Source organism: Nocardioides epinepheli (assembly GCF_037936805.1).
GTDB lineage: Bacteria > Actinomycetota > Actinomycetes > Propionibacteriales > Nocardioidaceae > Nocardioides.
On record NZ_JBBMMC010000002.1, the window covers coordinates 203617 to 218011 of the forward strand.

Sequence of the window (14395 nt, forward strand, 5' to 3'; positions counted from 1 at the left end):
GATTCGTCCCCGCGAGGAAGGCCCGAGGAATGACGGACCCGACGCCCGACGACGTCGACGACCCGACGGCCGCCGAGGCCGACGCCGCTCCCGGCGAGGCCGCCGTCGAGGGAGTCGGGGACACCGCCGCGGAGCCGGAACCGGTCAGACGGCTCTACCTCCACATCGGCCTGCCCAAGAGCGGCTCGACGTTCCTCCAGTCCGTGCTCGGCTCGAATCGCGCCACGCTGCGCGAGCACGGCTTCTCCTACCCGTACGTGCGCCAGGAGGGCATGTTCCACGCGGCCCTCGAGATGGCCGGGAACCCCGACCAGTGGGGCGTCGACCGGGACGAGATCGAGGGCACCTTCGACCGCCTGGTGCGGCGCGGCAAGCGGTTGGGCGGCGACGTCGTCATCAGCCACGAGATCTTCAGTGCCGCCAACGGGAAGCAGGCCAAGGCGATCCTCGATCGGCTCGGCGACTTCGAGGTGCACCTGGTCATCACCGTGCGCAACCTCGCCCAGACCCTCACCGCCCAGTGGCAGGAGCGGGTCAAGAACGGCCACAACGTGTCGTTCGAGGAATTCGCCGACGACATCCTCGCCGGGCTCCCCGACGACGTCGCCGACTACGACGACGACATGGTCGGCTTCTGGCGCGGCCAGAACCTGCTGTGGGTGCTCAAGCGCTGGCGCCGGTTCGTGCCGCCCGAGCGCGTGCACCTCGTCATCACCCCGCCCGGCGGGAGCGGGCCCGACGTGCTGTGGCGCCGGTTCTGCGAGGCCACCGGGATGCCCGCCGACGTCGTCGACGTCGCCAGCACGCCGCGGCGCAACGAGTCCCTCGGCGTCGCGCAGATCGCGCTGCTCCGCAGGGTTCTCGGCGAGCTGGACCGGATCGCCGAGGCCGAGGACGACGCGCTCGTGCAGCCGTGGTACGCCGTGGTGGCGAAGCGTTGGTTCGCCCAGTCGGTGCTGAGCACCGCGCGCTCGGCCAAGCCGGTCGCGCCGGCCCCGGTCGGCGAGCGGCTGGAGGCGGTGACCCGGCACTGGATCGAGGTCGTCGAGCGGATCGGCCATCCCGTGCACGGCGACCTGGCCGAGCTTTTCCCCACCGACGTCACCGCCGACACCCCCCACCCCGACGACGTCGACGACGAGGAGATGTTCGAGGGGATGCCGCAGGTGCTGGCCCGGATGCTGCTCCACGACCGCGATGTGCGCGTCGCGGTGCGCGAGCTCGAGGCCGAGCGGCGCACGCTCACCCAGGAGCGTGACCGCCTCGCCGCCGAGGTGGCCGATCTCAACGGCACCGTCGAGGAGCTGCAGCAACGCCGGCGCTGGCCGTTGCCGAGCCGCGGCCGCAGCTGATCTGCCGGTCCCTCAGCGGCGTCCGCGGCCGGCCTTGCCGCGCCGGTCCTGCTCGGGGAACACCGGGACGCAGACGTCGCCGTCGTCGACGACGAGCCGGTAGTTGGCGATGACCGGCCTGTGGTCGGAGGTGCGGGAGGCGCCGACCGAGACGCCGGTCGGGCTCACCGTCACGTTGCCGCCGCTGTTGTAGAGCAGGTAGTCGATGCGCAGGCGTGGGTTGCCCGACGGTGCGGTGAGTCCGGCGCCGGAGCCGACGGCGGCCCAGGTGTCGCGCAGCCCGCTCCTGGTGGCTCCGAGCGTGGGGGTGTTGGGGGAGGAGTTGAGGTCGCCGCCGAGGAACTTGGGGCGGGTGTCGGCGTTGACGGTGCGCATCACCATGCGCATCTGGGCCAGCCGCGCACCGGAGGCCCCGGGCTCGAGGTGGGTGTTGTAGAAGCTGACCTCGGTGCCCTCGACGTCCAGCACGACCCGCAGCAGGCCGCGCTGCTGGGTGCCGCGCGGCTTGGGCAGGTGGTCGTTGCCGGAGTCGACCACCTCGAAGCGCGACAAGATGGCGGTGCCGTACTGGTTGTTGGCCGCCCGCTGCACGTTCGACCCGAACACCGAGCCCATGCCGAGTCGCCTGGCCAGCACGGCGGGCATGTCGACGCCCGAGGTCCAGGCGCGCCCGCGGTCGACCTCCTGCAGCAGGATCACGTCGGCATCGAGAGCCGCCAGCTCGTCGCCGATCCGCGCGAGCCGCCGCCCGCCGTCGAAGGGCCGGGCGGAGTGGATGTTGTAGCTGACCACCTTCAGCTCGATCGTGCGCTCCTGGGGGACGCACACGGTCGTGGGGTCGGGAAGGGTCGGCTCCTTGCTGGTAGCCGAGGCGCTGGGGCGGCCGGCGGACGCCGTCGCGGTGGGCGACGGCGGGCTGGCGACGTCGGTGCTAGTGGTGTCGGTGCCGATCGAGGTGCTCGGCGAGGCGGACGACGTCGTCGGGTCGCCCGTCGAGGCGGCCACCTGCGGCTCGTCGTCGGGAGTCAGCACGAAGACGGCGAAGACGCCGACGACCAGCAACACCACGAGCGCCGCGGCCGCGGGCGTGCTCGCCCAGCCCCGGGGTCCTACTATCCGCACCGCTTGTCCCGATCTCTCGTCCTGTCAGGAGGAACTCTACGTGGGGGCGGTACGGGTCCGGCACCGAAAGGGGATATGGTCGCCGCGTGCCCGACCCGCGCCTGGTGCTCCATATCGGTGCGATGAAGACGGGCACGACCTTCGTGCAGGACCTGCTCATCGCCAACGCCGAGCGGCTGCGCGCCGAGGGCTGGTACGTCCCCGACCAGCGCACCGTCGTCCGCGCCACGCGCGAGCTGCTGGCGCTCACCGACGCGGCCCTGGGCTCGGGGCGCGCTGCCCGGCCGGCCTCCCTCGACGACGCGCCCCGCTGGGTCGCCCTGATGGACGACGTCCGGGCGCGGACCGCTGAGCCGGGGTGCGCCGGCGCGATCGTCTCGATGGAGTTCCTCAGCTACGCCAAGCGGCCCGGCGTCCAGCGGGTGCTGGAGAGCTCGCACGGCCTCGACCTGCGCGTCGTGCTCACTGTCCGTGACGCCGTCCGCGCCCTGCCGTCGCAGTGGCAGAGCCTGACCCGCAATGCCCACCGGCTCTCGTGGCCGGAGTTCGCCGTGGCCGCCCGCACCCGCGGACAGCGGCCGCCGCACCCGGGCACCCGCGCGTTCCGCCGAACCCAGGACATCCCGCGGATGGTGCGCACGTGGGGCGAGTTCGTCGCGCCCGAGCGATTCACCGCCATCACCGTGCCTGCGCAGAAGGACCAGCCACGCACGCTGCTGTGGGACCGGCTGCTCGACGTCGTCGGCGTCGACCCCGCGCGCACGGTCACCGACACCGCCTTCGACAATCCCCAGCTCGGCTACGGTTCCTGCGACCTGATGCGGCGGGTCAACGACGCCGGGCTGGCCGCCGAGCCGCCCAGCGCCTACCGCCGCGTGATGCGCAGGCTCACCCACCAAGAGCTGCTCCCGCTGCGCGAGAGCGAGTCCCGGCCCCGTGTCGACCAGACGACCGCCGCGTTCGCCGCCGACCTCAACGGCCGCAGCCTGGCGGCGATCGCCGAGCACGCCACGCTCCTCGGCGACGCCGCCGACCTGCCCACCGAACCGCCGCCGTCGTCGTCGCTCGACCCGGGCGACGTGCCGGCGCAGGTCCCCGACGTCGAGGTCCGCCGAGCCGCCGAGGCCCTGTTCGGCGGAGCGCTCGCGTGGTGCGAGACCGAAGGGCTGGAGCTTCCTGCCGAGCTCGCGGCCCCGTTGCCGCACGACCTGGACGCCGCCGTCCGGCAGGTGGCCGGGGTGCTCGCCGTCGCGATCGCCCGCGACCCCTCCCACCGCCTCCCGACCGACTGACGGGCTGGTCGTACAGGACGCCGAGTCGGCACTTCTGCTTAGTACAAACGCCGACTCGGCGAAAAAGAAACGCCGACCCGGCACTTCTGCTTAGCGCGAGCGCCGACTCGGCGAGAAAGAAACACCGACCCGGATTCAGGTGCCGCTGCGTCGGGCCTTGCCCGCGCTGCGTCGCAGCGCCGGGTCCTCGCCGGCCTCCTCGCGACGGCGGGCGCGGCGTTGCATCACCGCGAAGTCGGCGAGCGCCTGGACGGCGGCGGCGGCCAGCTCGTCGTCGCGCAGCTCCGGCAGCGGGCGGCCGGCGTCGGGGGGCGGGACGAGGGAGTCGAGGTCGCCGCGCACGCGGATGCCCGCCGACCGGACCATCGCGACGTGGCCGCGGGCGACCTCGCGCAGCCAGTCGACGGCGTCCGGCGGCACGGTGATCCGCGCGCTGGCGCCGCGCTTGAGGGCGCCGCGGATCAGCCAGGTGCGCAGGCCGGGCACGTAGTCGCGCTCGTAGTTGGCCAGCCGATTGCCCAGGGCGAGGTTCACCCGGCGGTAGACCTCGGCCTCGGTGTAGCCCCACGAGGCGTTGATGTCGTCGGTAGGCCAGCTCATCACCGCCGGGTCGAAGCCGATCAGGTCGCCGAAGTGCCGATAGAGACCGTCGGGGTCGACCGCGCGCTCGGGCGTGACGACGACGTCGAGCCGGTCGGGTCCGACGACCGACCCCCAGCGCTCGAGCGTGGCGGCGACGTCCTGGCGCTGCCAGAAGTGCTCGGCCCACGGCCCGTCGCGGGCCTGCAGCCGGTCGAGGAAGGTCGGGTAGTCGAGGGTCATCCGGTGTTTGAGGAACTGCTGCCACTCCGAGGGCACCACCGAGGTGAGCAACCGCACGCTGAGGACGACCCGGGTGTCGAGGCCGGCGCCGTCGGCCAGCGCGACGATCCGCTCGATGAGCTCGGACTCTGCCTCGCAGAGGTCCTCGTTGGTGACCAGCAGCCGGTCGCCGCGGGTGGCTCGCAGCCGCTTCCCGATCCGGGCGATCCGCTCCTCGTCGGGCGGCTCGGCGAAGCCGTGGGCCGTACGCCAGCCGAACGGCCGCAAGATGCCGCGCAGCGACTCCTCACGGCTCAGGTAGGGGAGCCCGACGCCGACGGCGGCGAGTTGCGCGGCGGAGTCGAAGAGCCCGCGTTGCAGCGCCGAGGTACCGGTCTTGCTCGCGCCGATGTGGAGGATGAGGTCCCGGCGCGCCATGCGCCGTACCTTACGGGCGCCGGCGCCGTCGTCTCACGTGGTAGGTGCTCGGCCGCTGCGGCGCCGACGTAGGTAGATTGCGGTGACCGTTCATTAACCGCGTGGACGCCGAGCCGCAAGGAGACCTCCAGGGATGCCCCGACTGTGCCAGACCGACGGACTGACCGAGGACCAGACCGAGATCCTCAAGGCCGTACGGGTCTTCGTCGACGAGAAGATCCTGCCGGTGGCCACCGAGCTCGAGCACGCCGACGAGTACCCGCAGGAGATCGTCGACGGTCTCAAGGAGCTGGGGATCTTCGGTCTGATGATCCCCGAGGAGTACGACGGGCTGGGGGAGTCGCTGCTCACCTACGCCCTGTGCGTGGAGGAGATCGCCCGTGGCTGGATGAGCGTGTCGGGCGTCATCAACACCCACTTCATCGTGGCCTACATGCTGATGCAGCACGGCACCGAGGAGCAGAAGCGCAAGTACCTGCCGCGGATGGCCACCGGTGAGATCCGCGGCGCGTTCTCGATGTCCGAGCCCGGCCTGGGCTCCGACGTCTCCGCGATCAAGACCAAGGCCACCAAGAACGACGACGGCGGCTACACGATCGACGGCCAGAAGATGTGGCTCACCAACGGCGGCACGTCGAACCTGGTCGCCGTCCTGGTGAAGACCGACGAGGGCTCCGACAGCGTCTACAAGAACATGACGACCTTCCTGGTGGAGAAGGAGCCCGGCTTCGGGGAGACCGCCCAAGGCGTCACCATCCCCGGCAAGATCGACAAGATGGGCTACAAGGGGGTCGACACCACCGAGGCCGTCTTCGAGGGCCACCGGATCGGCGCCGACCAGATCCTCGGCGGCGAGCCCGGCAAGGGCTTCTACCAGATGATGGACGGCGTCGAGGTCGGCCGCGTGAACGTCGCGGCCCGCGCCTGCGGCATCGCCAACCGCGCCTTCGAGCTCGGCATCGACTACGCCCAGCAGCGCGAGACGTTCGGCAAGCCGATCGCGGAGCACCAGGCGATCCTCTTCCGTCTCGCGGAGATGGCCACCAAGGTGGAGACCGCCCACGCGATGATGGTCCGCGCCGCCCGCCAGAAGGACTCCGGCCAGCGCAACGACGTCGAGGCCGGCATGGCCAAGATGCTCGCCGCGGAGTACTGCAACGAGGTCGTCGAGGACTCCTTCCGCATCCACGGCGGTTACGGCTACTCCAAGGAGTACGAGATCGAGCGTCTGTACCGCGAGGCCGCCTTCATGCTCATCGGCGAGGGCACCAGCGACATCCAGAAGATGATCATCGGCCGCTCGCTCCTCAAGGACTACCCGGCCAAGCGCTGAGTCGTCGCAGTTCCGGATAGTCCCGGGACTTTGGGTTGCTCTCCGGGTGAGATCGCAACCCGAAGTCCCGGGACTATCGTCGTCTCGGACCCACCACCCCGAGGCGCGAGCGGAGCGCGGTGGGACGATCGGTCGGTGGATCTCGAGACCGCCCTGCGCTCCCAGGCGCATGCCTGCGACCTGCTGGGCTCCCAGATGTATGCCGACCTGCTGGACCGGGCGGCCGACGACGTCGTGGCGGGCGGCCCCACCGCGGCCGTACTGGCCGGGCACGAGGACGACCCCGGTCCCTCCGGGCTCGCGCTCCGCCTGGCGGGCTCGATCCACCGGCTCGTGCTCGAGGGGAGCGCGCCCGAGGTGGCGCGCTTCTACCCGAGCGTCGGCGGCACCTGGGAGGCCGACGCCGGATGGGAGGCCGTCCGCGACCTGCTGGCCGCCCGACCCGACGACGTCCGCGCCTGGCTGGACCGGCCCCCGCAGACCAACGAGGTCGGTCGCTCCGCAGCGCTGATGGGCGGGCTGCTCGAGGTGAGCCGGCTGTGGCCCGGACTGCCGGTGCGGCTGGTCGAGCTGGGCTCCTCGGGCGGTCTCAACCTGCTCGCCGACCGGTTCCGCTACCGCGCCCGCGACGGTGGCGAGGCCGGGCCGGCCGACGCTCCGGTGCTCATCGAGGACGCGTGGACCGGGGCGGTGCCCACCGACGCGCCCTGGCCGGACGTCGTCTCGAGGCAGGGCAGCGACGTGATGCCGATCGACGTCGCCACCGAGGAGGGGCGGCTGACCCTCACCGCCTATGTGTGGCCTGACCAGGTGCACCGCCACGAGCGGCTGCGGGGAGCCTTGGCGATCGCTGCCGAGCATCCGGTCGACGTGCGCCGCGCGCGTGCCCTCGACGTCGTCGAGGATCTTCGGCTCGAGGCGGGCACCGTGACGGTGCTGTGGCACAGCATCATGTGGCAGTACCTCGACCGCACCGAGCAGGACGCCGTCCGCGCCCGCATCGACGAGCTCGGCGCGAGCGCCACCGGCGACCAGCCGTTCGTGCACCTGTTCCTCGAGCCGACCCGGCGCACGCCGGAGTCGCGGCACGAGTTCTGGCTGGTGCTGGAGACCTGGCCCGGTCGCGGCGAGGTCCGGAGGTTCCTCGGGCGCAGCCACCCGCACGGCCCGCCACTGGAATGGGAGGACACGCGCGCCTGAGGCGCTCGGATCCCGATCGGCGTGGGCGGCCATGATTGGATCGGCCGCATGACCGGCCTCGTCCTCGCCGTCAGCACGGTGAAGGATTCCCCCACGAACGTCGCGCGCTACATCGAGCGCAACCTCGCCAACGGCATCGACCACCTCGTGGTGTTCACCGAGCAGACCGGCGCGGAGGCCGAGGCGATCCTGGACGCCCACCCGCACGTCACCCATGTGCCCACCGGGCGCGGCTGGTGGGGCGAGTGGCGCTCGGACGACCTCAACGTCCGCCAGCGCACCGCCGCCAACCTCACCCGGGTGCTTCTCGCGCCCTTCGAGTGGGCGGAGTGGATCGTCCACATCGACGGCGACGAGGTCGCCCTCATCGACCGCGACGTCGTCGACGCGCTTCCGGAGAGCGCCCGCACGCTCAAGCTCGACCCGCTCGAGGCTGTGTCGCGCGAGTCGTGGCCCGACGGCCGGATCACCCACTTCAAGCGGCTGCTCACCGACGGTGAGGCCAACGTGCTGCGCGTGCTCGGGCTGATCCCGGAGCCGAACAACAAGGCCTACTTCCACGGCCATGTCCGCGGCAAGCGAGGGGTCCGCGTCCGCACCGACCTGCGGATGGGCCTGCACGTGGTCAAGAGCGGCAAGGGCAGGTTCGTCAAGGGCGTGGTCGACCCCGGGCTGCGGATGCTCCACTACGACTCAGCGACCTCCGAGGAGTTCGCGCGCAAGTGGATGACCCTGGCGTCCTCGAAGTCGCGCGCCGTCTACCGCACCAGCCGGATCCCCGTCGTCCGCGCGCTGAAGACACTGTCGCGGCTGCGGATCCCCGACGAGGTGCGCGAGCGCTACATCCGGCGGATCTACGACCTGACCACCCTGGAGGACTTCGACACCCTGAACGACCTGGGGCTGCTGGTCGAGGTGCATCCCGAGGGGGGCACCCACCGGCCGCAGGCGGTGCCGGCCGAGGGCCTCGCGGCCTTCGAGAGACTCCTTGCCGCCGCGGCCGAGCATCCGCGGGCGACGCTCACCATCCACGACCACGAGGGCGGCTACGACGTCCTGCGCGACCTGCTGGAGGCCACCGGCACGCCCGTCGGCGCGGCGGCCGAGATCCTCGACTACATCGCCACCAAGCCCGTCGTGCCGCTCGGGCCGAGGGAGCGTCGGGGCGAGGCCGAGGGCGAGGAGACCGACGGCGAGGGGGCCGACGGCGAGGACGACGAGGACGCCGGGTCGGGCGAGGACTCGACCGGCGCCGTCCGGGCGAGGCTGAAAAGCGGTCGACGGCTTCTGGACCGCATGCCACAGTGGAGGGCATGAATTCTTCGGGTTCGAACAACGAGGATCTCAAGGCCAAGATGCGCGAGGCCCTCGACCGCAAGAACACCAAGGAGAAGGGCGTACACACCGACGGACCGGTCCACGAGAAGGCGCACGGCTCGGAGGTCAACGACAACGCACCCAAGATGCACCGGCGCAAGGCCGGCGGCGGAGGGTCCTGAGCTCACCGCCTCCAGGTTCCTCAGGTCTGGACACCATCGGGGTCCCTGCTCGCGACCTGCGAGACTCGTCCTCGTCTACCAGTGGGTAGCCACGGTTCCCGAGGAGGAGTGTTCCTGTGCAGTTCGGACGGACGTATGAGGAGTTCGAGGTCGGTGCCACCTACAAGCACTGGCCCGGCAAGACGGTCACCGAGTACGACGACCATCTGTTCTGCCTGCTCACCATGAACCACCACCCGCTGCACCTCGACAGCCACTACGCCGAGGAGACCACGCAGTTCGGCAAGAACGTGGTGGTGGGCAACTACGTCTACTCGATCCTGCTCGGCATGTCGGTCGCCGACATCTCGGGCAAGGCGATCGCCAACCTCGAGGTCGAGTCGCTGCGTCACGTCGCCCCGACGTTCCACGGAGACACGCTGTACGGCGAGACCACGGTGCTCGACAAGACCGAGAGCACCAGCAAGGACGACCGCGGCGTCGTGTACGTCGAGACCATCGGCTACAAGCAGGACGGCACCGTCGTGTGCATCTTCCGTCGCAAGGTGATGGTCCCCAAGCAGAGCTACCTCGACGCCCGCGGCGGCGAGCAGCCCGGTCGTCCCGAGCCGGTCCCGGACCGCTTCTGGCCCGGCCGTCAGGACGCCTGAGGGGCGTCGGAGGTGACCGGCAGCGAGCTCTGGATCGTCCGGCACGGTCCCACCGAGTGGAGCCGGGCGGGGCGGCATACCTCGGTAACGGACCTGCCCCTGCTTCCTGAGGGCGAGGACGACGCGCGCGCCCTGCGCGACCGGCTCGCCCACCTCGACCCCGCGCTGGTCCTCACCAGTCCGCGTCTGCGCGCGCGGCGTACCGCCGAGCTCGCCGGCTTCCCCGATGCCACCCTCGACGACGACCTCGTGGAGTGGGACTACGGCGACTACGAGGGCCTGACCACCGCCACCATCCGCGAGCAGGTCCCCGACTGGACGATCTGGATCGGACCGACGCCCGGTGGTGAGACGGCGGCCCAGGTCACCGCGCGGCTGGACCGGGTGATCGCTGCGGTCCGCGCCACCGACGGCCCGGTCCTCGCCTTCGCCCACGGGCACTCGCTGCGTGCGCTCACCGCACGCTGGCTCGGACTCCCGGTGAGCGACGGCCGGCTGTTCCGCCTCGACACCGCCACGATCTCGGTGCTCGGCTACGAGCGCGACAGCCCGGTCGTCATCCGCTGGAACTCTTGACGCGGCCCTGCCGTCCCGCGACCGTGGACGGCATGTCGCTCGCAGTGGGGTGTCCCCAGTGCGCGGCCCCGGTCACGGAGTCCGCGCAGGGATGGATCTGCGCCACCCACGCCGCGATCGAGCCGATGTGGCGCACGACCGCGCCCACCTACGACGACTTCGCCGAGCACCTGCTTCGCGCCGAGACGATGCCGACCTACCTGCCGTGGCCGCTCAGCCCCGGCTGGAGCGTCACCGACTTCGCCGGGATCGGTGCGGCGCCGCAGCGGCCCCGCGCGACGATGACCTGCGCATCCGGTCCCAGCGAGCTCGACGGGCCGGTCGACGTCGCGGTGATCGCCGAGGAGCCGGGCACCGGCTTCGGCGCCCGCGTAGCCGGGCTGGTGGCGCGCGACCCGGGCGCCGAGATCGGCGGCGGGGCGCCGGCCGTCCGGGTGCGCATCGGACGTCAGTTGGTGCCGCTGTGGCCGGTGTCGACCAGCTCCGAGGACGCCGAGTGGGATCGCTCCGTGGTCGCCGGGGAGGCCGAGGGGCGATGGCTGTGGCTGGTGCTGCGGCCGGCCTCGGCGATCCTGCTTCTCCAGGCCGACTGGATCCTCCGCGACGCCTCCCAGGTCGGGCCGGCGCTCGTCGAGCTGCCGTTCGGAGGGCCCGCGCCGTCGTGGTGAGTAGTTTCTCCCTGTGCGCATCGACCTCCACACCCATTCCCGGGTCAGCGACGGCACCCAGAGCCCACGCGAGCTGATGCGCGCCGCGCGCGCGGCCGGGCTCGACGTCGTCGCGCTCACCGATCACGACACGACGGCCGGATGGGAGGAGGCGGCCGACGCGGCCGAAGCAGCCGGCATCGAGCTGGTCCGCGGTATCGAGATCAGCACCCGGCACCGAGGCTCCGGCGTGCATCTGCTCGCCTACCTTCCCGATCCTGCCCACCCGGGTCTGCGTCGGGAGCTCGACCGCATCGTCGAGGGTCGCGACAGCCGCGCGCCGGCGATGGTGGCCGTGCTCCAGGGGCTGGGCCTCGACCTCACCGTGGACGACGTCGCGGGCGAGCTGAGCGCCGACACCGTCATCGGCAGGCCCCACGTCGCCGACGCGATGGTCCGCAAGGGGATCGTCGCCAGCCGCGACGAGGCGTTCGCTCGCTACCTCGACGAAGGGCGTCCCGGCTACGTCGACCGTTACGCCGCCCGGCTCACCGACATGATCGCCACGGTCGCCGACGCCGGTGCGGTCAGTGTGCTGGCGCACCCGTGGGGGAGGGGGCGCCGCTCCGCGTTGCCGCCCGAGGAGATCGCGGCCCTGGCCGCGCTCGGCCTGGGCGGCCTCGAGGTCGACCACCAGGACCACGACGACGACGCCCGGGCCGAGCTGCGTGGGCTGGCCGGCGACCTCGGGCTGATCGTCACCGGCTCCAGCGACCATCACGGCACGGGCAAGGTCGATCACGAGCTCGGCTGCCACACGACCGCCGTCGCTGAGTACGAGCGACTCCTCGACCGGGCCGCCGAGGGGCCCGCCTAGATGAGTAATCCCAAGGGATCGTGCGAGGGCGCGCGCGAGGCCTTGAAGTTAGTCATCTAGCTCACTTGCGGCCGATCGACTGATAGGCCTGCAGGGCACGGCTCGGGATCACTTTCGTGAGGCTCGTGATCACCTTGTACTGGGCGCCCGGGATCGAGTACGTGCGACCCTTCGCGAAGTCCTTGAGGGCCTTCTCCACCAGGAAGTCGACGTCGAGCCACATCGGCCCGGTGCCGCGCTTGACCTGCATCCGCTCGTGGAACTCGGTCTTGGTGAACCCGGGGCACAGGCACATCACCGTGACGCCCCGCGAGCGGTACTCGTTGGCCGCCCACTCGGTGAAGCTGTTCACCCACGCCTTCGCGGCCGCGTAGGTGCCTCGCGGCAGGAACGCGGCCACGCTCGAGACGTTGATGATGCCGCCGCTGCCGCGCGCCGTCATCGCGCCGAGCGCCGCATGGGTGAGCCGCAGGACGGCGGTGACGAGGACCTCGAGCATCTCGACCTCCGCGTCCACCGGGTTGTCCAGGAAACGCTTCTTCAGCCCGAACCCGGCGTTGTTGACCAGCAGGTCGACCGGGCGATCGACGTCGGCGACGCGGGCCTCGACCAGCGCCAGCTGCTCGGGCACCGTGAGATCGGCGACGAGCGTCTCGACCTCGACGCCGTGGTCGCGACCCAGCTGCGCTGCCACCTGGTCCAGGCGGTCGCCGTCGCGAGCCACGATCACCAGGTCGTAGCCGTCGCGGGCCAGGTGGGTGGCGAAGGAGTGTCCGATGCCGGCGGTGGCGCCGGTGATCAGTGCGGTGGGGCGCCCGGCGGAGGGGGCGGCGGGCGGCTGGGTGGTCGACATGGCACGCATCGTCTCAGGTGGCCACGCCGGGTCGCCTTGCGCGGCGCGGGCATCCGGATCGGGCATGATGGAGCCCGATGACCACGACCCTCGCGATCGCCAACCAGAAGGGCGGCGTCGCCAAGACGACCAGCGTCGCCTCCATCGGGGCAGCGCTCGCCGAGCTCGGCCACTCGGTCCTGCTGGTCGACCTCGACCCGCAGGCGTGCCTGACCTTCTCCCTCGGCATCGATCCCGAGGACCTCGACCTGTCGGTGCACCACGTGCTCACCAAGAGCCTGGACCCCACCGAGGTGGTGCTCGAGACCGACGACGGCGTCGACGTGCTGCCGGCCACCATCGAGCTGGCCCGCGCCGAGGCCGACCTGCTCACCCGTACCGGCCGCGAGCACGTCCTGCGCTCCATGCTGGAGGACCTCGCCGAGCGTGGGGCCGAGTACGACTGGATCCTGCTCGACTGCCCGCCCTCGCTCGGTGTGCTCACCGTCGCAGCCCTCACCGCCGCCGACGGCGTGCTGATCCCGTTGCAGTGCGAGACCCTGTCGCACCGCGGGGTCGGGCAGCTGCTCGACACCGTCCACGACGTCCGGCGCTTCACCAACCGCGAGCTGGAGGTGTGGGGCGTGCTGCCCACCCTCTACGACGGCCGCACCAACCACGCCCGCACGGTCTTGGAGACGATCTCGGAGACCTACGAGCTCGACGTCGTCGAGCCGCCGATCCCGAAGACCATCAAGTTCGCCGAGGCTCCCGCCGCCGGCCGCTCGATCCTCGCCACCAGCCGCAGCAGCAAGGGTGCGGCCGCCTACCGTGAGGTCGCCGCCGGGCTCGTAGCCCGCTCGGAGCGCTCCTCGTGAGTCGTCACAGCAGCCGGGGCGGGCGGCGCCGGGCCGACCCGCCGGTGGGCCCGCCCGTCAGACGACACCGGGGCACCCCGTCGCGCTACCAGGCGCGGCGAGGCCGGATGGCGATCCTGGGGGTGTCGGTGGCCACCAGCGCGATCGCACTGCTCGGCGGGATGGGCGTCCTGCCCTCCTCGGCCGACGGAGACCCGGAGCCCGGCCCGGACGACAAGTCCGCGGTCACCGTCGCCGAGGCGGTCGGCGAGCCGGCGTCCGGGCGACGCGACCCCTCCACCTCGGGCCCCACCTCGAATCCCGCCGCCGAGCCCACGACGCTACCCACGACCGAGCCGTCCTCCAGCGCGACCACCGGGTCCGACGAGGGCGACTCCCAGGGCCCCACTGTCGACGAGACCGCGACCGTCCTGCCGGAGGACTCCGGGGAGGGCAAGCGCGTGGTGTTCAGCGAGGCCAGGCAGCGGGTCTGGCTGGTCGGCTCGGATGGTGCGATCCGCCGTACCTACCTGGTCTCGGGAAGCCTCACCGACAACCTGCACCCGGGCACCTACGAGGTCTACTCGCGCTCGGAGGACGCCATCGGCATCGACGACTCCGGCACCATGAAGTGGTTCGTCCGCTTCACCCAGGGCGACACCGGCGCCGCGATCGGCTTCCACACCATCCCGGTCGACGACGGCGAGCGGGTCCAGACCGTCGGCGACCTCGGCACCCCGCAGTCCCACGGCTGCATCCGTCAGGCCACCCCCGACGCCCTCGCCCTCTGGGACTTCGCCCCGCTGGGCACCAAGGTCGTCGTCACCGTCTGACCGCCCGGCCGGGCCGGGATTTCCCCGGTCGACCGGGGAAGTATGAACTTGACGGCCGATATATCGCCCGTCAAGTTCAGGTTCTG

The 14395-nt window shown here is 71.6% G+C and carries 15 protein-coding genes; 12 read left to right on the forward strand and 3 right to left on the reverse strand.

Features of this window, described 5'->3' with window-relative positions; genetic code table 11:
* Positions 1 to 29: 29 nt before the first annotated feature.
* Positions 30 to 1352: a hypothetical protein gene (locus WMR31_RS04345; protein WP_340537546.1), complete on the forward strand. Its 1323-nt coding sequence runs from the start codon at positions 30 to 32 to the stop codon at positions 1350 to 1352.
* A gap of 12 nt (positions 1353 to 1364) precedes the next feature.
* Here WMR31_RS04345 and WMR31_RS04350 read toward each other — a convergent pair whose 3' ends face one another.
* On the reverse strand, positions 1365 to 2417 hold the full coding sequence (locus WMR31_RS04350) for an endonuclease/exonuclease/phosphatase family protein (RefSeq protein WP_340537547.1): 1053 nt from the start codon (positions 2415 to 2417) through the stop codon (positions 1365 to 1367).
* A 143-nt stretch (positions 2418 to 2560) separates the two neighbouring features.
* Between WMR31_RS04350 and WMR31_RS04355 the strand changes: the two genes are divergently transcribed.
* A complete protein-coding gene (locus WMR31_RS04355) occupies positions 2561 to 3766 on the forward strand; it encodes a hypothetical protein (RefSeq protein ID WP_340537548.1) in 1206 nt (401 codons plus the stop codon).
* Between the two features lie 135 nt (positions 3767 to 3901).
* Here WMR31_RS04355 and WMR31_RS04360 read toward each other — a convergent pair whose 3' ends face one another.
* Positions 3902 to 5005: a hypothetical protein gene (locus WMR31_RS04360; protein WP_340537549.1), complete on the reverse strand. Its 1104-nt coding sequence runs from the start codon at positions 5003 to 5005 to the stop codon at positions 3902 to 3904.
* Between the two features lie 133 nt (positions 5006 to 5138).
* Between WMR31_RS04360 and WMR31_RS04365 the strand changes: the two genes are divergently transcribed.
* The 8 genes from WMR31_RS04365 to WMR31_RS04400 all read left to right on the forward strand — a co-directional run bounded on the left by WMR31_RS04365 (position 5139) and on the right by WMR31_RS04400 (position 11787).
* On the forward strand, positions 5139 to 6338 hold the full coding sequence (locus WMR31_RS04365; RefSeq protein ID WP_340537550.1) for an acyl-CoA dehydrogenase family protein: 1200 nt from the start codon (positions 5139 to 5141) through the stop codon (positions 6336 to 6338).
* Between the two features lie 135 nt (positions 6339 to 6473).
* Positions 6474 to 7538 (forward strand): DUF2332 domain-containing protein, encoded by a 1065-nt coding sequence (locus tag WMR31_RS04370; protein WP_340537551.1) that lies wholly within the window; start codon positions 6474 to 6476, stop codon positions 7536 to 7538.
* Positions 7539 to 7586: 48 nt separating this feature from the next.
* A complete protein-coding gene (locus WMR31_RS04375; RefSeq protein WP_340537552.1) occupies positions 7587 to 8855 on the forward strand; it encodes a glycosyltransferase family protein in 1269 nt (422 codons plus the stop codon).
* Complete coding sequence (locus WMR31_RS04380) at positions 8852 to 9037, forward strand: DUF5302 domain-containing protein (protein ID WP_340537553.1); 186 nt, start codon at positions 8852 to 8854, stop codon at positions 9035 to 9037. The genes WMR31_RS04375 and WMR31_RS04380 overlap by 4 nt, the downstream gene beginning before the upstream one ends.
* A gap of 116 nt (positions 9038 to 9153) precedes the next feature.
* Positions 9154 to 9687: a MaoC family dehydratase gene (locus tag WMR31_RS04385; protein ID WP_340537554.1), complete on the forward strand. Its 534-nt coding sequence runs from the start codon at positions 9154 to 9156 to the stop codon at positions 9685 to 9687.
* A gap of 12 nt (positions 9688 to 9699) precedes the next feature.
* Complete coding sequence (locus WMR31_RS04390; RefSeq protein ID WP_340537555.1) at positions 9700 to 10263, forward strand: histidine phosphatase family protein; 564 nt, start codon at positions 9700 to 9702, stop codon at positions 10261 to 10263.
* 32 nt (positions 10264 to 10295) lie between these two features.
* Positions 10296 to 10931 carry a DUF6758 family protein gene (locus WMR31_RS04395; protein ID WP_340537556.1) on the forward strand — a complete coding sequence of 212 codons (636 nt, stop codon included), beginning with the start codon at positions 10296 to 10298 and terminating at the stop codon, positions 10929 to 10931.
* Positions 10932 to 10944: 13 nt separating this feature from the next.
* Positions 10945 to 11787 carry a PHP domain-containing protein gene (locus WMR31_RS04400; RefSeq protein WP_340537557.1) on the forward strand — a complete coding sequence of 281 codons (843 nt, stop codon included), beginning with the start codon at positions 10945 to 10947 and terminating at the stop codon, positions 11785 to 11787.
* A gap of 61 nt (positions 11788 to 11848) precedes the next feature.
* On the opposite strand, the gene WMR31_RS04405 is transcribed toward WMR31_RS04400, so the two are convergent.
* Positions 11849 to 12640 carry an SDR family NAD(P)-dependent oxidoreductase gene (locus WMR31_RS04405; RefSeq protein WP_340537558.1) on the reverse strand — a complete coding sequence of 264 codons (792 nt, stop codon included), beginning with the start codon at positions 12638 to 12640 and terminating at the stop codon, positions 11849 to 11851.
* 77 nt (positions 12641 to 12717) lie between these two features.
* Here WMR31_RS04405 and WMR31_RS04410 point away from each other — a divergent pair, with 77 nt between their 5' ends.
* Together WMR31_RS04410 and WMR31_RS04415 are read left to right on the forward strand one after the other, a co-directional pair.
* Positions 12718 to 13497 carry a ParA family protein gene (locus WMR31_RS04410; protein ID WP_340537559.1) on the forward strand — a complete coding sequence of 260 codons (780 nt, stop codon included), beginning with the start codon at positions 12718 to 12720 and terminating at the stop codon, positions 13495 to 13497.
* A gap of 107 nt (positions 13498 to 13604) precedes the next feature.
* Positions 13605 to 14309, forward strand: coding sequence for a L,D-transpeptidase (locus tag WMR31_RS04415; RefSeq protein ID WP_340537560.1), 705 nt, complete (start codon positions 13605 to 13607; stop codon positions 14307 to 14309).
* Positions 14310 to 14395: the final 86 nt, after the last annotated feature.

Bases quoted from the DNA above. Each gene is read 5' to 3' on its own strand.
- WMR31_RS04345 (WP_340537546.1), top strand. From the start codon at position 30: ATGACGGACCCGACGCCCGACGACGTCGACGACCCGACGGCCGCCGAG.
- WMR31_RS04360 (WP_340537549.1), bottom strand. From the start codon at position 5,005: ATGGCGCGCCGGGACCTCATCCTCCACATCGGCGCGAGCAAGACCGGT.
- WMR31_RS04365 (WP_340537550.1), top strand. From the start codon at position 5,139: ATGCCCCGACTGTGCCAGACCGACGGACTGACCGAGGACCAGACCGAG.
- WMR31_RS04375 (WP_340537552.1), top strand. From the start codon at position 7,587: ATGACCGGCCTCGTCCTCGCCGTCAGCACGGTGAAGGATTCCCCCACG.
- WMR31_RS04380 (WP_340537553.1), top strand. From the start codon at position 8,852: ATGAATTCTTCGGGTTCGAACAACGAGGATCTCAAGGCCAAGATGCGC.
- WMR31_RS04395 (WP_340537556.1), top strand. From the start codon at position 10,296: ATGTCGCTCGCAGTGGGGTGTCCCCAGTGCGCGGCCCCGGTCACGGAG.
- WMR31_RS04405 (WP_340537558.1), bottom strand. From the start codon at position 12,640: ATGTCGACCACCCAGCCGCCCGCCGCCCCCTCCGCCGGGCGCCCCACC.
- WMR31_RS04410 (WP_340537559.1), top strand. From the start codon at position 12,718: ATGACCACGACCCTCGCGATCGCCAACCAGAAGGGCGGCGTCGCCAAG.
- WMR31_RS04415 (WP_340537560.1), top strand. From the start codon at position 13,605: ATGGCGATCCTGGGGGTGTCGGTGGCCACCAGCGCGATCGCACTGCTC.